20 protein-coding genes, 1 tRNA gene and 2 pseudogenes are annotated in these 18,875 nt (G+C 56.6%); 11 read left to right on the top strand and 12 right to left on the bottom strand.

Annotated elements, in window-relative coordinates:
- Positions 1-65 precede the first annotated feature (65 nt).
- The 4 genes from Q8N04_14780 (at position 66) to Q8N04_14795 (ending at position 3,166) form a co-directional block, all read left to right on the top strand.
- Entirely contained in the window at positions 66-1,922 is a 1,857-nt protein-coding gene (locus tag Q8N04_14780) for a tetratricopeptide repeat protein (GenBank protein MDP3091941.1), read from the top strand.
- 56 nt (positions 1,923-1,978) lie between these two features.
- Complete coding sequence (locus tag Q8N04_14785; GenBank protein ID MDP3091942.1) at positions 1,979-2,425, top strand: hypothetical protein; 447 nt, start codon at positions 1,979-1,981, stop codon at positions 2,423-2,425.
- Positions 2,426-2,458: 33 nt separating this feature from the next.
- Complete coding sequence (locus tag Q8N04_14790; GenBank protein ID MDP3091943.1) at positions 2,459-2,725, top strand: type II toxin-antitoxin system RelE/ParE family toxin; 267 nt, start codon at positions 2,459-2,461, stop codon at positions 2,723-2,725.
- Positions 2,726-2,920: 195 nt separating this feature from the next.
- A complete protein-coding gene (locus tag Q8N04_14795; protein ID MDP3091944.1) occupies positions 2,921-3,166 on the top strand; it encodes a hypothetical protein in 246 nt (81 codons plus the stop codon).
- A 529-nt stretch (positions 3,167-3,695) separates the two neighbouring features.
- Here the strand turns inward: Q8N04_14795 and Q8N04_14800 are convergent.
- Positions 3,696-3,920 (bottom strand): hypothetical protein, encoded by a 225-nt coding sequence (locus Q8N04_14800; protein ID MDP3091945.1) that lies wholly within the window; start codon positions 3,918-3,920, stop codon positions 3,696-3,698.
- A gap of 120 nt (positions 3,921-4,040) precedes the next feature.
- Between Q8N04_14800 and Q8N04_14805 the strand changes: the two are divergent.
- The 4 genes and pseudogenes from Q8N04_14805 (at position 4,041) to Q8N04_14820 (ending at position 7,393) form a co-directional block, all read left to right on the top strand.
- Positions 4,041-4,130, top strand: a pseudogene (locus tag Q8N04_14805) (prepilin-type N-terminal cleavage/methylation domain-containing protein).
- 603 nt (positions 4,131-4,733) lie between these two features.
- Positions 4,734-5,660 (top strand): hypothetical protein, encoded by a 927-nt coding sequence (locus Q8N04_14810; protein MDP3091946.1) that lies wholly within the window; start codon positions 4,734-4,736, stop codon positions 5,658-5,660.
- 9 nt (positions 5,661-5,669) lie between these two features.
- Positions 5,670-6,635 carry an ABC transporter ATP-binding protein gene (locus Q8N04_14815; GenBank protein MDP3091947.1) on the top strand — a complete coding sequence of 322 codons (966 nt, stop codon included), beginning with the start codon at positions 5,670-5,672 and terminating at the stop codon, positions 6,633-6,635.
- On the top strand, positions 6,632-7,393 hold the full coding sequence (locus Q8N04_14820; protein MDP3091948.1) for an ABC transporter permease: 762 nt from the start codon (positions 6,632-6,634) through the stop codon (positions 7,391-7,393). Before Q8N04_14815 ends, Q8N04_14820 begins: the two co-directional genes overlap by 4 nt.
- 623 nt (positions 7,394-8,016) lie before the next feature.
- Here the strand turns inward: Q8N04_14820 and Q8N04_14825 are convergent.
- The 3 genes from Q8N04_14825 to Q8N04_14835 form a co-directional block, all read right to left on the bottom strand.
- The gene (locus Q8N04_14825) at positions 8,017-8,307 is read right to left on the bottom strand and encodes a hypothetical protein (protein MDP3091949.1); all 291 of its coding nucleotides are present in this window, start codon (positions 8,305-8,307) and stop codon (positions 8,017-8,019) included.
- A gap of 191 nt (positions 8,308-8,498) precedes the next feature.
- Complete coding sequence (locus tag Q8N04_14830; GenBank protein MDP3091950.1) at positions 8,499-8,648, bottom strand: hypothetical protein; 150 nt, start codon at positions 8,646-8,648, stop codon at positions 8,499-8,501.
- 14 nt (positions 8,649-8,662) lie between these two features.
- On the bottom strand, positions 8,663-8,974 hold the full coding sequence (locus Q8N04_14835; protein ID MDP3091951.1) for a DUF433 domain-containing protein: 312 nt from the start codon (positions 8,972-8,974) through the stop codon (positions 8,663-8,665).
- Between the two features lie 256 nt (positions 8,975-9,230).
- On the opposite strand from Q8N04_14835, the gene Q8N04_14840 reads away from it, so the two are divergent.
- Entirely contained in the window at positions 9,231-10,349 is a 1,119-nt protein-coding gene (locus tag Q8N04_14840; protein MDP3091952.1) for a DegT/DnrJ/EryC1/StrS family aminotransferase, read from the top strand.
- Between the two features lie 170 nt (positions 10,350-10,519).
- Entirely contained in the window at positions 10,520-11,539 is a 1,020-nt protein-coding gene (locus Q8N04_14845; GenBank protein ID MDP3091953.1) for a serine protease, read from the top strand.
- A gap of 399 nt (positions 11,540-11,938) precedes the next feature.
- Here the strand turns inward: Q8N04_14845 and ilvD are convergent, their stop codons facing one another.
- The 8 genes and pseudogenes from ilvD to Q8N04_14885 form a co-directional block, all read right to left on the bottom strand.
- Positions 11,939-13,612, bottom strand: a complete 1,674-nt coding sequence (gene ilvD, locus Q8N04_14850) for a dihydroxy-acid dehydratase (protein ID MDP3091954.1) — start codon at positions 13,610-13,612, stop codon at positions 11,939-11,941.
- Between the two features lie 7 nt (positions 13,613-13,619).
- Positions 13,620-13,973: a PepSY domain-containing protein gene (locus Q8N04_14855; protein MDP3091955.1), complete on the bottom strand. Its 354-nt coding sequence runs from the start codon at positions 13,971-13,973 to the stop codon at positions 13,620-13,622.
- A gap of 24 nt (positions 13,974-13,997) precedes the next feature.
- Entirely contained in the window at positions 13,998-14,594 is a 597-nt protein-coding gene (locus Q8N04_14860; GenBank protein MDP3091956.1) for a hypothetical protein, read from the bottom strand.
- Between the two features lie 47 nt (positions 14,595-14,641).
- Positions 14,642-15,277: a MarC family protein gene (locus tag Q8N04_14865; GenBank protein MDP3091957.1), complete on the bottom strand. Its 636-nt coding sequence runs from the start codon at positions 15,275-15,277 to the stop codon at positions 14,642-14,644.
- 32 nt (positions 15,278-15,309) lie between these two features.
- The gene (locus Q8N04_14870; GenBank protein MDP3091958.1) at positions 15,310-16,329 is read right to left on the bottom strand and encodes a DnaJ C-terminal domain-containing protein; all 1,020 of its coding nucleotides are present in this window, start codon (positions 16,327-16,329) and stop codon (positions 15,310-15,312) included.
- Between the two features lie 246 nt (positions 16,330-16,575).
- Positions 16,576-16,668 (bottom strand): annotated as a pseudogene (locus Q8N04_14875) (IS1 family transposase).
- Positions 16,669-16,946: 278 nt separating this feature from the next.
- On the bottom strand, positions 16,947-17,273 hold the full coding sequence (locus Q8N04_14880) for a hypothetical protein (GenBank protein MDP3091959.1): 327 nt from the start codon (positions 17,271-17,273) through the stop codon (positions 16,947-16,949).
- Between the two features lie 134 nt (positions 17,274-17,407).
- Positions 17,408-17,485 (bottom strand) — tRNA-Ser (locus Q8N04_14885).
- A gap of 286 nt (positions 17,486-17,771) precedes the next feature.
- On the opposite strand from Q8N04_14885, the gene Q8N04_14890 reads away from it, so the two are divergent.
- Positions 17,772-18,731 (top strand): hypothetical protein, encoded by a 960-nt coding sequence (locus tag Q8N04_14890; GenBank protein MDP3091960.1) that lies wholly within the window; start codon positions 17,772-17,774, stop codon positions 18,729-18,731.
- Positions 18,732-18,875: the final 144 nt, after the last annotated feature.

Genomic DNA, 18,875 nt, shown 5'->3' on the forward strand with positions numbered 1-18,875 from the left:
TCTCCTGTCGGTATAATTCCTCACAACTGACGATGCACTCCGAGTCCTTTTCCCCCAAGGCTACTGTGAATACACGACTCTGCTCTTCGGTCGCCTCCTCATTGTTGTCCCCTGGTCATATGCCGCTGTGCGCGGGGCGTGGACTCTTGGGCATCCTCATTCCTCTCGTGGTGGTGGCCTGCGCGGCGGCGCCGCATCCGCAGGAAACGGTGTCAGCCGGCGCGGCGCCGAAAAAGCCGGCCGTGGCTCCGGCTGCGGACGCTTCAGCGTCGTATCATTTCATGCTGGGGTATCAGGCAGAGCTGGCGCAGGACAATGAGAAGGCGATCCAAGAATATCGCGCCGTGCTCAAGACCGACCCGAACTCGCGCTCGGTCAAAGCGCGACTGGCCGGGATCTATTTCGGCTTAGGTGACCTGGCCAATGCGGCTCGTTATGCGGAGGAAGTCGGTGAAGGGACCGGTCAGGATGCCCAACAGTTGACGCAGATGGCCGGCATTCTCGCCAGCGCCGGCAAGCCGGATCGAGCGCTTCGCCTATTGGATCTGGCGATTGAGCGTGACCCAGGACAGGGCGATGCCTATTTCCCCAAAGCGATTATCCTCGTCAATCAGAAGCGGCTGGCAGAGGCCGAGCAGACCGCGAAGCAGGGATTGAAAGTCTCGCCGGAGTCGCCCATCGGGCACTATTACCTCGGGCGGATCTTCCTCGAATCAGGCAAGCAGGATGAGGCGTTGGCAAGTTTCGAACGGGCCATCGCGGTCAATGCGGCGTTTGAACCAGCGTACCTTGCTCAGGCCTCCCTGTATGAAACCCGGCAGGAACGGGAAAAAGCGATTGCGGTGCTCAAACGATACCTGGAACGGGTGAATCCCAATAATAAGGATATCCGTCAACATCTGATCCAGCTCTACGTTAATACCAAGGACTACGCCGGAGGTCTCGCAGAACTCGACAAGATGCTGGCCGAAGAGCCTGGCGACCTCGATGCTCAGCTCAGGATGGCACTGATCTACGGAGAGAAAAAGGAATTTCCCAAGGCCATTGAGCTGCTCCAGGCGGTGCTGAAAGCGCGGCCTGCCGAACTCAAAGTGCGAGACTATCTCGGCTATCTCTATGAGGAGACGAAAGAGTTCCCGAAGGCGGTGGAGGCGTATCAGTTTAATATTCAGCTCGATCCTTCGTATGCTGACAGCCACATGCATCTTGGAGTGTTGCAGTATCGGCTCAAAGCCTATCCTGCTGCGATCGCCCACTTGACGGAGGCTACGCGGATCAATCCCAAGCAGCCGGAACCCTTTATTGTGCTGGGGCTTGCGCACCTCCAGGCGGAGCAATTCGAGAGATCCTTGAGTGCCTTTGAAGAAGGCCTTCGCCATCACCCGAAGAATGCGGATCTGCATTTCAACCTGGGGACTGCCTACGATAAGCTCAATCGCTTTGACGATGTGGTGAAGTCGATGGAGTTGGCCCTGAGTCTGGACCCGCACCACGCCGATGCCTTGAATTATCTCGGCTATAGCTATGCAGAGCGGGGCGTCAAGGTGGAGCAGGCCTTGTCGTTGACCAGGCAGGCGGTCGCGCTCAAGCCCGACAACGGATATTATGTCGATAGCCTTGGGTGGGCGTTCTATAAGGCCGGGCAATTCAATGAGGCGCTGACCGAGATCAAGCGCGCAGTCGCGCTGGTGGGCGACGATCCGGTTCTCTACGAGCATCTCGGCGAGATTTATGTGAAGCAGCAGAAGCTGTCGGACGCAAAGGAAGCCTGGCTCCATTCACTGGAGCTTGATCCGTTGAACGAAAAACTGTTGCAGCGATTCCGGGATCACGGCATGGGTGACCCCTCTCAGGAAGTTCGTATCCAGCAAGCCAAACGTCGTGTCGCAGAGAAGAGACAGCCTCCGCAGGCGGCACCCTAACCCCACGAGTCTAGGATGACGTTGCTGAACTCCAGGTTTATGCAAAGGAGTCTGCTATGCACAGGATGACGTTAGAGCAGCTACGTGCTACAGCCAACGCCGGTGGCGTGGTGGGTGTCACTCTCAAAGGGCAGGGGAGTGGCTTCTTCGTTGAAATCGCCACCCGCAGCGGGCACGGCGCTTTTTTGGTGAAGACTCGCAGCACTGAGCCGCGCCGTTTTGGTAATCCCGCTTCCGCGCTGATCGTTTTGCGGGCAGTCGGCATTGCCGTGGCGCAGCTTGACGCCACCAACTGGAACCCTGACCAAAAGGGCATGACCCGTAGCCGGCACAATCGTGCCGAAGCCATGCGCGGCGCGCACGAAGCCGCCGCGTATAACCAGTGGCTTGCCGCCGAGATTCAGGCGTCCATCGACGACCCGCGCCCGAGTCTCCCGCACGATGATGTGCTGGCCGATCTGGACGCCGATCTTGCCGGCTTGCCGAAGCCTCACCGTGCATGACGGCTCAGTCCTACCACATTTGAATGGCGGTCAATGGCCCACAAGGACTTGCGCGCCATTGTGCGCTACATCGGCAAGGATGACCCAATCCGTGCGAAGCGCTTCGGTAAAGAGCTCCGCGACAAGACCACGCTACTGGCCCAGCATCCCGAGCTTGGCCGCCAAGGGAGGCCAGGCTTGCCAGACTGGTTACGCGAGTTGGTCGTGCATCCGCATTACATCGTGTTTTATCGTGTCCTCGTCGAGACCCGCACCGTGCAGATTGTGCGCGTGAAGCACGCAGCCCAACAGGTGCCGTGATGATTCACATGTGCGGAAACGAGCCCAAGCCTCAAATACGTGCCCCACTCGATTCCCAGACCGACCGAATAGACCTGCCAGACGGAACAGACCTCCCTCGTGGTATTAGCATGCAAACGCTGATTGCCATGAAGGAAGCGGCGGGCCGGGAACAGGACAGGATCGATATCGAACACTTGCGCATGAGGTTGGAAGATGATGCCGGACAATAAAGCGCCCATATCAGAATTCGACTGGCGCGTGACCAGCTTCGAAGGCGCGCGCCGCGAGCAGCTCCGCCGCTGGGCGCGCTTGCCGCTGGAACACATCCTGCTGGCCATCGAGGAAATGCAGGACATCGCTCAGGCATTTGGGACAGCGCCGGCCGGTGAGCATGACGCGCCTTCTCCGGGACGAGGGGGCAGAGAAGAAGGCGCTTTGGGGTTTCCTATAGGTAGTTAGGGAATGAACTCGCTCCCTCGGATTCACGCGCTCCACGCCCCGTCATCCCCCTCCTTCGTAAGGAGGGGCCAGGGGAGGTCGAGTCTTCCGGCGGCCATCATAGGCGCGCATCCCCACAAATAGCACGCCAGCCTGCGGAGCCTCGACCCCACCGTTCCTCCCCTTACCAAGGGGAGGCATCGGGAAGGGGAACGTGACGCAGCATACCAAGCCCCAGGTTTTTGACCCACTCGACTCACGGAAGCGCCAAGGAGGATACGGGCGTGCCAAGGTTACAGGAGTTATTTCTCGCGAAGAGCGTATCCAGCAAGCCAAACGCCGCGTATCAGAGAAGATACAGTCTAAATAATCTGCCTCATAGCCGTATTTATTCCGATCGGTTCGTAAGAGACGAAGGGGACGACTTCGCCCCCTATCCATAAAGAGAGCGATCGGTCAAACCAGGCAGCCAACGATTCTCCTGTGATCATCCGCCAAAGTTCATGAGTAGTTTCAAGGAGATCCTTCTCCATGAAGCCGCCTCAAGCGCTTATTCTCCAGAGATCACAGATTCCCGAGAAAGATGGATCAGCCATATGAACTCTGTCCTTTTTCTGTGCAGGAAGAAGAGGCGAGATGCCAATTCTCGGCAGTTTTGAGCAGATTGCGGAAGGGCTGGTTGCCGCCGAGCATAAACGTCCAGTCGGGTGATTTCTTCTAACTTGTTGATTTCCAGGTAGATGGTGATACGTTCGTCTTTAACGCTGACCGGCATCAAACCTGCTATAGCCCTGGTAGGCGCCAACACGAGCGCCTCGGGTAGCAAGAAGAAGCAGAGTGTGAACGAGGGCAGTCAGTGAACCATCAACCAGGAGGCAGTACGATGTTTAAGGCATTGCGTAAACAAGAGGGTTTCACCCTCATCGAGTTGATGATCGTCGTGGCGATCATCGGCATCTTGGCGGCCATCGCCATCCCGAACTTCCTGCAGTATCAGATGAAGTCGCGGCAGTCGGAGGCCAAGACGAACCTGATGGCGATCAAAACCTCTGAAGTGTCCTGGCAGGGTGAGCGGGGATGTTTCTTGACAGTGGCGCTCTGGCCAATTGCCGGTACTCCCCCAGCAGCAGGTCAAAAATCTTCACCGCAGAGCTGGTTGCTTCCTGCTGCGCCTGTTAATACTCCAGCAGCTGCTACTGGTTGGTGTGTTGGTGCTGCGGGAGGACCTGGAATCACACAGGGAACGTTTACGAGTCTTGGTTTTCAGCCCACTGGTAACGTGCTTTATCAGTACTCTACGGGGACATATGCAGCCTCAATGACATCGTGTCAGGGCCCAGCTGCCACCCCTGCGCCAAACATTGCTCAAGAACCTGGGACCACGGATGCCACTCCTACAGCAGCCGGATTTAGAGCAACGGCTATGAGTAATTTGGATGGTGATGCCAACCTTTCTGTGTGGGCATCGGCCGATGGTACCGGTGCGCAAGACTGTGTTACTGGTGTGTTCTAGGCCGGTGTGAAGCGTGCAGTTCTGGCCCGCCGGTGTAACAACTGGCGGGCCAGGCTGTTTTCAGGACCTTCTCTTGTGATGACCTCAAGCAAAGTTCCAACAGATTCTCACTTGGCGGACCCACTACGTCTCTCGGCTTCGTTGGCGATTTGCTGCGCTCTTGCCGTTCTCGGACTTATTACACTTATTGCCCTTCAGCGGACTCTCGACCAACGACTGGATCGTGACGTCACCCGTATTGAAGAGTTGGCTCAGTTGCCCCGTGGAGAGTACTTGAAGCCAATGCTTCTTGGCTACCAGCACGTTGGGGCAGATCTCCTTTGGCTCCAGCTCCTGCAGGTGCTCGGGAAAAAGAAAACCACAGCCGACGAGTATGAATGGATCTATCACGCGTTGGACGTCATTACTACGCTTGATCCGCATTATGATTACGCCTACTACGTGGGGGGGGTTGTTCTGGAGAGTTTGGCAAATAGGACGGATCTAAGCAATCGATTGCTTGAGAAAGGGTTTGCTGCGAACCCGACTATCTGGAGCCTGCCGTTTCTCCTCGGCTATAACTGTTATTTCATTCTTGGTGATGCGGCCAGAGGGGCGGACTACATGGCGGCCGCTGCAAAGCTACCGGGTGGACCAAGTTATTTGCCGGGGCTGGCGAGCCGAATGTATGCGGAGTCAAGCAGCCCGGAGGTAGCGCTCCAACTGCTCAAGGCCCTGTGGCATCAGACTCAGGATCGAGAAATGCGTGAAGTGTTGGAAAATCGAGTAAAAGAAATCATAATCGAACGCGATATCCAAAAGCTTGAATCGGCGCGAGATGCCTATCGTGACAAACATGGGCGTTTACCCAAGGCACTCAACGATCTTGTGATGAGCGGAGAGGTCCGCCAGATCCCGGATGAGCCATTCGGCGGAGCCTACAACGTAGACGCTCAAACGGGAGAGATCTCAAGCAGCACGCATTCCAAACGGCTTAAAGTCTTCAGGTTGGATAAGAGGTAGGTCTCCATCATGCTTCCTGTCACGGACCAGGTTGTCCAAATCGTAGATATCCGTAAAGTGTTTCGTGTCGGCTTCTGGGGCCGGCGCGTCACGGCGGTGGATCAGTTGTCATTGGATGTTCGGCGGGGCGAGGTGTTCGGGTTTCTCGGCCCAAACGGCGCTGGAAAGACGACCACGCTGAAGATGTTGATGGGGCTCATCTATCCCACCAGTGGGCAGGCTAGGATTTTTGGCCATCCGGTCGGCGATCCGGCCGCGAAAGCCAAACTCGGGTTTCTTCCCGAGTCTCCCTATTTCTATGACTATCTGACAAGTCGGGAATTTCTCAGCTTCTATGGCCATCTGTTTGGTCTATGGGGAGCGACCCTCGACAAGCGCGTGGATGAGTTACTTGAGCTGGTGGGGATGACCCATGCGCGGGATCTTCAGCTGTGCAAATTTTCCAAAGGTATGTTGCAGCGGGTGGGAATTGCACAGGCCTTGATCAATGACCCGGAACTGGTCGTGTTAGATGAGCCAATGTCCGGGCTTGATCCGATCGGACGGAAGGAAGTGCGCGACCTCATTTTACGCCTCAAGGAATCAGGCAAGACGGTTATGTTCAGCTCGCACATTTTGCACGATGCCGAGTTGCTCTGCGATCGAGTCGCGATGATCATGAAGGGCCGATTGGTGGCTTGTGGACAGGTGTCTGAGTTGATCGAACAGGGAGCTACGCAAGAAGTGGAGATGGTCATCGATCGGCTTTCGCCAGAAGGTCTGGAGCATCTGCGTGTCTTGGCAACGAAGGTGGTGTTGAACGGGGAACGAGTCATGGTCGTGCTGAGTAACCAGCGTCAGGTCGATGAGTCCCTTGAAGTTATTAGGGCGGCTCATGCCAAGCTGGTCTCGCTGACTCCTCATAAGGCATCGCTGGAGGACCTGTTCATTCGTAAAGCCAAAGGCGTGCAGTCACCTGTGGAGGCGCGGGTATGAAGGTCTTATCGATTGCGCTCAATACGTTCCGGGAGAACTTGCGCGACAAGTTGCTCTACAATCTGCTGGTGTTTGCGCTGCTGATGATCGGGAGTTCGTTGCTGTTGATGCGGCTGACGCTGGGAGAGTTTCATCGCTTGTTGCTGGATGTGGGGCTTGGGAGTATCAATATATTCGGGGTGCTGATCGCGATCTTTGTCGGAATCGGACTTGTCAACAAAGAGATCGAGAAAAAAACGATCTATACCATCGTGTCGAAACCAGTCGCGCGCTACCAATTTTTGGTCGGCAAATACCTTGGTTTAACACTGACCCTTTTCGTCAACACGCTGATCATGGCCGGGGGGCTGCTGCTGGTACTCTCCGCGCAAGGGGTGCCGATTGAGAGTGTGTTGTTCAAGGCGCTGGGGTTGATCTTTATCGAGTTCATGGTCATTACGGCGGTAGCCCTGTTGTGTTCTACCTTCACGAGCGCGACGCTCAGCGCCATTTTCACGCTGGCCACCTACGTGATCGGCCACCTGACGGCGGATCTCAAGACCTTCGGAGAGAAGATGGATGAAGGCATGCGCGCGGTGGTCACCGGGCTCTATTATATTTTGCCGAATTTAGAGCGATTCAACCTCAAGGGGAATGTCATTCACCATATTGAGGTATCTGGAACGGACCTTGTGCTTATTGTGGTGTACGGGTTGACCTATGTCGCCTTTCTGCTGATATCTGCGAGTATCATCTTCCAGCGGCGTGACTTTCGCTAAGCCGGCCATCTCTCATTTCGGCTCTTCAGGAAATCGAGTGGGTCAAGCGCCTGGAGCTCGGTATATTGCGTCGTCCTCCCCCTTCCGATGCCTCCCCTTCGCAAGGGGAGGGACGGTGGGGTCGAGTCTCCGCAGGTTGGTGCGCGCGTGTGCGGTGCTTGTCTGCATGGCCCCAAGTCTTCGACCTCCCCTCGCCCCTCCTTACGAAGGAGGGGATGAAAGAAATAGGAAATGTACCGGGAGTCATTTCCCCAAGCGTTTCCCCGCGGTAGCGGCTTCGTGCAGGGCTTCTGTGAGCGTGGGACCAGAAGAGGCATGGAGGTTGTCGCGCATGTGTTTATGGTGTGGGTATGAGGACAGGCGGCGCGCGGCCGGGTCCCTGGCGTTGTCGTAGCGAAAAATGAGGCTGCCCTCACCTGCCACATACTGATAGGCGTATTTAAGCCGAGTTACGGTGGGACTTAGCTGAAGAAATTCCTTGAAGTGCAGTACGGATCCGTCGGCAAACGCCGCTGAGCCTCTCACGATTCCGGCAACCGGTGGGCGGTCTTCATAGGCGAGAGAGTGCGAGACAACGTGCGGAGTTTCTAGGATTGCGGATCGAATGTGTGTCGCATAGTCCGCTATCGGCATACTTCGAGCTGGTCGAGATGTCCAAGGGTGTTTTGTAAAGTCCGGCGAAGCTCCAGTTCGCCTTCCAACTCTAGCAGCGCCTGTTCGTTCTCTTCTGTTCTGGTGGCGGTACCCTCCAGCACTTGGGCGGGGGCGACTCCGAGTTCCCTGGCGAGTGTTGCGATTCGATCTTCCGTCGTCTTCAGGCTGTCACGCGTGAGTTTTTTCTCCATCTCCAGCGCCTCCTTCACTAACGGAAGGCTCTGGTCAGGAGAGGGCGTTTTGATCTGAATCGTGCTCATTGTTCTCTCCTGGAGGTGCGAGAGGTGCTGAATCTAAGATGGATAATGGCGCTGGAGCAAACGCTAACAGAGGCGGGTGGCGCTGTCAATGTTGCTGCGAGAAGGGATGGCCGGCATCGATCCGAGTGTGCACCCTCGTTCATGTCCCTGCACGAAATCCGGAAGCGTCTTATAAAGGAAGAGGGATCTTCTTAGCGAAGGGGCAAGTATTCGACCTGGTTGACCCAATCGGCCGACTCGGAATCGGGAAGACGCGCGGCTCCATCCTCCTGCGCGGTGAGGACATCCACCCCATGGACACGGAGTCCGTCGGTAATCGCTTTGGGAATATGGACGTCCATGTAGAGGGTGAGACTCAAGGGAGCTGGCCCAGCGCGCGTAACCGCCTCCGCAAGGTGGATTGGCTGGCTTCCTGCGCCATGCGCTCGACGTCCCGCAGCTCCCGTTCGATCGCTCGATCGATGTCGCGCTGATGGTCATAGTAGTAGGAGAGAGCCGCGTGAATCTGGGCTAACGACAGATGGGGGTGTTGAACGTGGATTTCTTCAGGATTCCACCCGTGAGCGAGCTTATCCATGGCGACTTCGATGACCTTGACGTTCGAGTCATCGATCCAGGCTATACCCGCATTGTCCAGTCGGATATGCGCTGTTGCGAGGGACGACATCTTTTTTACCTCCCAGTCCGGTGCTGCGCGACCGGCGATCCTGGTTTTCGTTATGCGTGAACTGATTGTACTCGAAAACCTGGGATAGAGAAAAGACATCTGAAATCGGAGCGAGGCTCAAGAAGAGAATAACTCCAATCCCTCTCCCTCTCCTTTTGAGGACTGGCGGCCGGCGGATCCAATTCTCTTCTTGCATTCTGCCGAGGCGCAAGGTATTGAAGGGCTAGTGCTGCGATGCATACGGGGAGCGGATTCGATGAATGTGCCCTTGCTCGATTTGAAAGCGCAGTTTCAGCCTCTTCGGGCCGAGATCATGTCCGCGGTCCAAACGGTCTGCGACGAGCAGGGGTTTATCCTCGGTCCGCGCGTGGCGGCCTTTGAGGAGTCTCTGGCTAAGTATGTCGGTGCCCGCTATGCCATCGGCTGTGCCTCGGGAAGCGACGCGTTGCTGCTGTCACTTATGGCGATGGGAGTGGGGCAAGGCGACGAAGTCATCACGGTTCCGTTTACATTTTTCGCCACAGCCGGCGCCGTGTCTCGGTTGGGTGCGAAGCCGGTCTTTATCGATATTCAGCCTGATACGTTCAATCTTGATCCTGCGCAACTCGAACGTGCGGTGACTTCTCGCACGAAAGCGATTACCCCAGTCCATCTTTTCGGTCAATGCGCCGATATGCCGGCCATCAACCAGATTGCCAAGGCAAAGAAGCTGCATGTCATCGAAGATGCCTGTCAGGCCATCGGGGCCGGACAGGGCGGTACGCGCGCCGGGGTGTTGGGAGATACTGCCTGCTTCAGCTTTTTCCCCTCGAAGAATCTTGGCGGGTTCGGCGATGGCGGGATGATCACGACCAATGATCAGGGGCTTGCGGATGCGCTGGCCATGTTGCGTGTGCATGGGAGCCGGGTACGCTATCTTCATGAAGCGGTCGGGATTAATAGCCGGTTGGATGCGTTACAAGCCGTCGTGCTCGATATCAAGCTCAAGTATCTCGATCAATGGGCGGAAGGCCGCCGGCGCAATGCTGCCCGGTATGACCAGTTATTTCGAGCGGCGGGTTTGCTGGATCGGGTGACATTGCCATCGACGAAGGCGGGCAATTTTCACGTCTACAATCAGTACACCGTGCGGGTCTCGAAGCGAGACGAGCTTCGGGCTCATCTGAAAGAGAAGGGCGTCGGAACCGAGATCTATTATCCGCTCCCGATGCATTTGCAGAACTGTTACCAGGATCTTGGCTATCGGAAGGGAGCCTTTCCCGTATCCGAACGGGCCGCCGAAGAAGTCATGTCCCTTCCCATCTACGCTGAACTCAGCGACGCCCAACTGACCTACGTAGTTGAGATGGTCGCCGACTTCTTCAAGCGCCAATAGGTCACTTCTCAAGTTTCCCCACTCGCTGTCGTATTGTCTGTTGGTCAACGCCTGGCGTCTCTGTTCGTTGAGCCATATAATATTGGGCAACGGAGGTCTGCGGTAGATGTAGCGGGCAAGGGGAAGGATCGCTCTCCGATATGACGACTATTGAAAGATAGGAGAAATTGATGAGATATGCACTGATCTTCCTCGTGGCTCTGATTGGCCAGGGGCAAATGAGAGTTGAAGCGAAGGAGCTGACCCCACGTGAGGTCTATGAACAGACCTCACCGGCAGTCGTCATGGTCATGGGCCATTCCGACAGTGGAAAGGGCGGCAGCGGGGGAACGGGCTCGATCATCCAGGCCGACGGCATCGTGCTGACGAATGCGCATGTGGTCATTGAAGAGAAAACGGGAAAGCCCTATCCGCGACTTTCCGTGTTCTTGAAGCCGGTCCGCGTGAGCGGTGATACCAAAGCCGACCTGGCCCGCATGGTGCGCGCCAAGCTGGTGGCTTATTCTGCCCCGCTGGATTTGGCATTGCTCAAGCTTGAGGGCATGGCGGCTCCGCTTCCAGTCATCGATCTGAGCGACTCGGATCGGACGAAAATCGGAGACCGCGTGATCGCGATCGGCCACCCTGAACAGGGAGGGTTGTGGACCCTGACGACGGGAGTGATCAGCGCCGAAGTTGATAATTTCAACGGCGTGAAGGGGAAACATGTCTTCCAAACGGAGACCAGTTTGAACCGGGGGAATTCCGGCGGCCCGCTCGTCGACAGTGAAGGACATATGATCGGGGTCAATACGGCGATCGCCCGCGTGGCGCCTGATGGCATGCCGATCACTAGCATCAGCTTCTCGCTCAAATCTTCAGTAGCCAGACAGTGGTTGCGCGAGCAGGGTACTGCGTCAGGTCCGCTGCCAGCGCTCTCCCCATCAGGGCCAACTCGTGCGGCGGCCGAGGTGCCGATGGTCCAGCCCCCGATGCCACAACCCATCCCAGCTCCTCGGCCAGTGCCCAACCAGACTCCAGCACCCAAGTTGGTCAGCCCGAAAAACCAGAGGGGGCCTGTTCAGCCGCTCACAACTCCTCCCGCACCTCGTACCTATAACTTGGATGAATTGGTCAGTGATCGAAGCAAGGCCGAGGCCGATCTGGATGGCATGATTTTGGAGATGCGCGGGCGTATGAAGGAGCGGTAGGAGCAGACGCGAGAGCCTATGCCTATCCGGGCCAGCCACCGGCCTTTCACACGAAGACGCTTCCGGATTTCCTGTGGGTAAGAGCACGAGGTCGCCCGCTCGGATTGCCGCCCGCTATCCTGGATGATTCCCCCTCCTTCGTAAGGAGGGGCGAGGGGAGGTCGGAGCCGGGGGGCGGCCACGCGAACAAGCACGGCTGACACGAGCGCGCATCCGCCTGCGGAAACTCGACCCCACCTCTCCTCCCCTTACGAAGGGGAGGCCTTGGAAAGGGGAACGCGACGCGATAGGTCGAAAACCCAGGCTCTTGACCTACTCGATTTCCTGAAGAGCTGAAACAGACGGGGCGGAACACGTTAGGTGTTCCGCCCCGACATCACACGCACAAATCCTGATTTGCTAGCTGGTCACTGCTCCCTCTGACGCTGAGGACACGTGTCGCGAGTATTTGCCCATGACGCCCGTGGTGTATCGCGGCTTGGGATGTGTGACTGTCTTGAGGCGCGCTTTGATTTCTTTATCCGTGAGCGCCACATCCAGCCGTCGTTTGGCGATATCGAACGTAATCGTATCGCCGTTCTTGACTGCGCCGATCGGGCCACCCTTGATCGCTTCCGGCGCCACGTGTCCGGCCATCAGGCCGTGCGTTGCGCCGGAGAAGCGTCCGTCGGTGAGCAGGGCGACGGAGTCTCCGAGCCCGGCTCCCACGATCGCGGCCGTCACGCCCAACATTTCGCGCATGCCCGGTCCGCCTGACGGGCCTTCATAGCGGATCACGACCACATCACCGGCTTTGATTTTTCCTGCTTTGACGGAGGCGAAGGCATCCTCTTCGCGCTCAAACACTTTTGCCGGACCTTGGAACTTCATGATCGAGTGGCCGGCGACTTTCACCACGCAGCCTTCCGGCGCCAAATTGCCCTTCAGAATAACCAGGCCGCCTGTGGGCTTGATCGGATTCGAGAGCGGCCGCAACACCTGCTGTCCGGCTGTTTCCTTCGCATCGGCGGCTTCTTCGCCGATGGTGCGGCCGGACACGGTCGGCTGATTCGGATGCAAGATGCCGGCATCCAGCAACCGTTTGGCGACGAGCGTAGTCCCGCCTGCGGCAAACAGATCTGTCGCGGTGAATCGGCCTCCCGGCTTGAGGTCCGCGAGGAGCGGGACTTTCCGGTTCAGCTTGTCGAAATCGTCGATGGTCAACTTCACGCCCATCTCTCGGGCCACCGCCAGCAAGTGGAGCACGGCATTGGTCGATCCGCCGGTTGTCGCCACAGCGGCGATCGCATTCTCCAGCGACTTGCGGGTGATGATCTGCTTGGGGCGCAGATCTTTCTTGAGGAGTTCCATCACCATCTTGCCGCTTTCGAAGGCGACATCGTCTTTGTGCTGATCCATGGCCGGTACGCCGTTGCGGCCCATGGCCGACATGCCCATGAACTCAAATGCGATCGCCATGGTGTTGGCAGTGAACTGGCCGCCGCAGGCCCCTGGTCCAGGACAGGCGTGGTCTTCGAGATCTTTCAGCTCGGCGTTCGTCATGGTCCCGCAGGCGTGTTTGCCGACTGCCTCAAACACGTCTTGAATGGTCACATCGTGCCCTTGAAAACGACCCGGCATGATCGATCCGCCGTACAACATCAACGAGGGGACGTTCAATCGTGCGAGCGCCATCACGGTGCCGGGGATGGTCTTGTCGCAACCGGACAGAGCGACGACCGCATCGAACAGGTGGCCACGGGCCACCAGTTCAATCGAGTCCGCGATGACTTCGCGGCTGATCAGCGAAGCTTTCATCCCTTCGGTGCCCATCGAAATACCGTCGGAGACGGCAATCGTGTTGTATTCAATCGGCGTCCCGCCGGCGGCGCGGATGCCGGCCTTGACCCGCTCCGACAACCGCCGGAGGTGAAAATTGCAAGGCATGACCTCGATCCAGGTATTGGCCACTCCGACGATCGGCTTGGACAGATCCTCGTCGGTGAATCCGACGGCTTTGAGCATGGCCCGTGCCGGCGCCCGGCCTGGACCAACGAGGAGGTCGTGACTTTTCAGCTTCAATTCCTTGGGCATGGTGCGCTTACTTTCCTTTCTTGCCGTCTTTCTTCTTCTCGTCCTTCTTGTCTTTGGCTTCCGTGTCGATCACGGCTCCGGTGATGGCATCGATATGCACTTCCGTCACTTTCCCGTCCGCGCCGAGGACTTCCACTTCCCAGATCGTCTTGTCGTGTTTCTTTTCAAGCTCCGCTTCGACGACCATGCCGGGCACTTTCTCCACGGCGGTTTTCACCGCTTGCTCGATCGTAATCTTGGCTTCTTTGGCCAGGGTGGCGACATCGCCTTCCTCGCTCTTCTTCTTGTCACTCCAGGCAGGGGTCCCGAGTGCCAACACTGTTCCAACGGCGAGCGTGAGGATGAGTGTGAGAGATTTCATGGGCCACCTCCTTCAGAAAACAGGTTATTGCGCTGACATACTGCCTGGAGCCGACGGGGTTCCGGTGCCTTTGTGGGGATTGGCTCCGCCGTGCGGGTTTGCCTTGCCGCTGCTTTTGTGCTCTTGCATCACCTTATCGTGCTCAGCCTTTTCCTTGGCGCGTTGCTCCGGCGTCAGGAGGCCCAAGACCTCGCGTTTGGTCTTAATGGAGGTCATGCGCAGGCCGACTTGCATATCTTCGCTCTGTTTCAGCTTGGTTTCGATGGCGCCGAGATCGGACTTCTCGTCGTCGGTCAGAGCCTTCAACTCACGTTCCGCGATCTGGATGTCCGCTTCCGACTTAATCCGGGTCTTATCTAGATTCAACTGGATGTCTTTCAGCTTGGCGACTTGTTCAGCCGTGAGGCCGATGTCTTTTTCATGCTTGAGGAGATGGCGGATGAGGTGGCCGGCGCTGCTGTGCATCATGCCGCCCATACCGTGTCTACCCATGGCGCTGTGTCCGCCGCCGGCATGTCCTTCCTTGCCGTACCCTTCGGCCCAGACGCCGGACGTGCCTACTGTCAGACTCACCGCGGCTGCGAGAGTCAGAGTCATGATTGCTGTACGGGATCGTTGCATGTGTCCTCCTTCGGTTAAACTCGCGAGTAATGACGATGAAGATTGCGCTATTGCTGTAACAGCCCGCCTTCTCCCTTGAGTCCGTTAAACAAGAATTGCACGGCGAGGGCGGCGAGCAACAGCCCCATGAGCCGCGTCATAATTTTCTCAGCCATCGGGGTCAGCCATTTGGCCCCCTTCGCTCCGAGCGCCAGGATAATGTAGCTTGCCAGACCGACTACCGCAAGGCAAGCGAGCAAGATGCCGCGCTGAGCCCACCCGGCCGCTTGGGCGTCCAGCAGGATGACGGTCGAAATGGCCGCAGGGCCCGCCAGCATGGGGATCGCCAGGGGGGTGATGGCGATATCGTCCTTTGCGCTGGCTTCCGCGGTTTCTGCGGCGGTTTCCATGACCGGTGAACGCTGAGCGCGGAGCATGTCCAATGCCACCAGGAGCAACACCAGCGCCCCGGCGACCTGTATCGCAGGCAGTGTAATGCCCAGCAAGTGAAACAGCGATTTGCCGATCAGCGCAAACCCGGCCAGCACGGCGACCATCACCAGGCAGGCGACGCGGGCCATGCGCAGGCGCTGCTGCACCGTATTGCGCGGCGTCATGGCGAGAAAGGCCGGGACCGTCGCGATCGGATCGACGATGACGAACAGAGAGCTGAAGGCCAGCAGAGCGTATTCGGCGAGGGGCATGCAGAGTCCTGTATCAGGAACAGTGGAGGAGGCTAGCTTCGTTGGGCGGCGGCCAGTAGCTCCGCGCGTGGATCGCCCGTCCGCAAGTGACTCAGTTGTTCGTACAGCTTTTGTTCTCCCTCGGTCAAAGGGGACGGCAGGACAATCTGTAGCGTGAGGAACAGGTCGCCATGGCCTCCGGCCGCGGTCGGGAGCCCTTTCCCCTTCAAGCGTAGCTTGCCCTCGGCACGGCTGCCGGCGGGAATTTTCACGCGGACCGGCTCGGTCAATGTGGGCGCCATGACTTCGGCGCCGAGGGCGGCTTCCCATGGCCACACCGGCAGGTTGGCATGCAGATCACTGCCTTGCTGCCGAAAGACCTTGTCCGGCATGAGCGTGACGTGCAGGTAGAGATCGCCGCGACGGCCGCCGTTCATGCCGAGCTGGCCTTTCCCTGGCACGCGGACTCTCGTCCCGTTCTGGACGCCCGCAGGAATCTTGACCTCGATGGAATGGGACTCCATCCGATGGCCTGATCCTAGACAAGCCTGGCAGGGCCGGTTTTTTACCGCGCCGCTTCCGCGGCACGTGGAGCAGGGGGTCGGCTCCATGAGGTTGATTCGTTTGGTGACACCGCTCAGGACTTCCCGAAGAGACAGATCGACTTCCGTTTCAAGATCTTCCCCGGATGCCGAAAATTCGTGCTGGCCGGCGGCTCGCCCGCGGCCTCCGAAGAGATTCTCAAAGATATCGGAAAATCCCTCGCCGCTGAACGAGTGAGCCTGGCCACGGTTCTGGGCTCCGGCGGCCTGGCGGGCTCGCTCATAGGCTTCGGCCTGCTCCCATTGGGCGCCGTGCTGATCGTATTTTTTGCGCTTGTCCGGGTCGGAGAGGACTTCGTGCGCCTCGTTCATTTCTTTGAATTTTTTCTCCATCTCGGCCTTCTTGGCGCCACTGTGCATGTCGGGATGGAACTGGCGGGCGAGACGGCGATAGGCCTTCTTGATCTCATCGGCCGAAGCCGTGCGCGGGATGCCGAGAACTTGATAGTAGTCGCGACCAGAATTTGCCATGGTCCAGTGCTTTCGTGTCGAGTGTTCTGGAGGGGAAGATAATTCTGCAGCTTACGGGGTCAATCCCCTCTTTGCAAGAGAGGACCCGTCTGAGGTAGTGGGCTACTTTCAGTTTCACGCGACTAATTCCTTCAGTTCCCAAATCCTGCCCGTTACGCCAGCGGCCATCGCTGGTGTCATGCGAAGCGATCCGTGAATCAGGCAGAAATTATACGTCCAGAAGTACAAGGCCACAGCCGCTTTCAAGTTGACCAACTTCTTCGAGAAGGCCAAGGACAACCGATGAAATCGCGCTATCTTCATTCTGAGCGTCAAGTTCTGTCGTTCAATATAGGACGTACAAACCTTACTGTAATCAGGGATGCCGAGCACTTCAGTAATCTGACTTCCTGACACGCGAGGCGGCGCATATCGACCAGCCCCAGGATTCTCGGCAGCATAGAATTTGGTGATCGTGGCATAGGTGGCCCGATTGCCAAAATACCGCGCAATGGCTGGACTGTACGGCCCCCAAGCATCAGTACTCACTTGCGTTGAGCCGTCAATGCGTCGGCTTAGATCCTCGATGAAGTGGTGCGTGTTCACTGAATCACGCTTACCGACGTGGAAAGCCGGAATCATCTTGCTGACGGGATCAAGCGCAATGTAGGTGTAATGTAGGTGTATTGGTCGCCCAATTCAGGATTCGCCTTCCGCTCATCTGCTTTCATGACACCTTCTTTTTTCTGTACGAAGGTCCAGATTTCGTCACACTCGACGGCCTCAAAATGCAGCCCTCGCATAGTTTTATCCATCATCCGTTGACAGCGAGAACCAACTTCAACCAAGAGCTTCATGATAGTTTTCTTGTGTACGCCAGTCATGCGGGATACTGAGCGGATAGAGCATCCCTCAGTGAGGGCAGCAATAACGGCGAGCTTCTTTTCTGGTTTAAGCGTATTCACGGGACCTCCTTTGACAGAAGTCCGTGAAAGCGTATAATGTCGATTACCTTCTAGGGTGTAATCGGCTCAGCCTTCACGGGTCTGCCGGTTACGGCTACTCAGTGTTAGCGCACTGAGTAGCCATGAAATTAAATTGGTGGCGGGGAGTGGGCTTGAACCACCGACCTGGCGATTAGCAATCGCACGCTCTCTCCAGGCTGAGCTACCCCGCCATAATTGGTGCCCACCAAGGGCCGTCTCTCTGCTTTCCACGGCGTGAGGAGACGGCCCTTGTCGTTATAGCCCCTCGCGTCGGTGAGCATGATCGCGGGGGCTAAGGCTCTTCTTCGCATTTCTATACCCTCCAAGCAGTTCGTCCTGAAGAGCGCAATGGCATGCTATCTCATGCAAGTCAAGATAAAATTGATATATGTAAAAAGATAAATTTGATAAATGTGCTCGTTAAGGCTTGATCCTTTCTCTGAAACAGTCTATAGTCTCCGCAGGAGGAGTAAGAACATGGCTGAACCCAAAGAAAAGAATGGGGCGATTGTTGACGCGAAGGAATCAGTGCAGCAGACGGCGAGGACGCGTAGCCCTGCTTATCCTGGCATCGGGCTAGAAACTGCAATTAGGCGAGCACGGGAACTTTATGCCCAGGAGAAGTTGAATCCTGTTCCGTTAACCATTGCGGTGAAGCGGTGGGGGTTCAAAGAGAAAAGTAGCGGTGGCCTTGTAGCTATTGCGGCATTGAAAAGCTTCGGGCTTTTGAAAGATTCTGGATCTGGAAAAGATCGTAAGCTTCAGCTCACTGATGAAGCCCGTAGGATTTTGCTAGATACACGCCAAGAATCTCCTGAACGGGACCAGCTTATTAAAGAAGCGGCTCTAAGGCCAAAGATACACAACACCTTATGGAAGAGGTGGGGCACTGATCTTCCCTCGGACGAGAACGTGCAACATGCTCTTATATTCGAGTGGTCTTTCAATGAGAACATTGTCAGGGACTTCCTGAGGGAATATAAGGACACAATTCTCTTTTCAAAGCTGACCGATTCTGATACTATATCGACAAATAGTGGAGATAAAGAAGAGATCGTAGTCGGTGATTATGTTCAATGGGAATCAAGCGGAGGAATTCAGTTTGAAGCAAAGCGTGTTACTGGATTTTCAGGTGATGGTGCCTTTGCCTTTGTTGAAGGCACTAATACAGGGTTTCCACTTGATGAACTTTCAAAGGTTCAAGCACTTAATCCAGGATCTGAGAAGGGTAAATTTGTTCAACCCATTAAATCTCTCCCTCCAAAGGTCGGTATGAATAGCGATACGTTTACGTTAGATGAAGGCCAGGTCATTCTACAGTGGCCTGCTAAGATGAGCCATGAAAGCTATGAGGACTTCAAGTCGTGGCTTGATTTGGTTGCCCGTAAAGCGAAACGTGCAGTAGATAAGCCGAGTGCAGACACAAATCAATCATGATATAAGTTTATGAAATAATGATCATGATGGTCATTTATTAAAAAACTTGACGTGACGATAATCACTAGCGATAATTGCATTATTATAGGTCCTGCCGCGGTAGGACCGGTCGATACCACCGCGAGGGGCTGCGTGCCCCTCGCA

This window comes from Nitrospira sp., assembly GCA_030692565.1.
GTDB lineage: Bacteria > Nitrospirota > Nitrospiria > Nitrospirales > Nitrospiraceae > Nitrospira_D.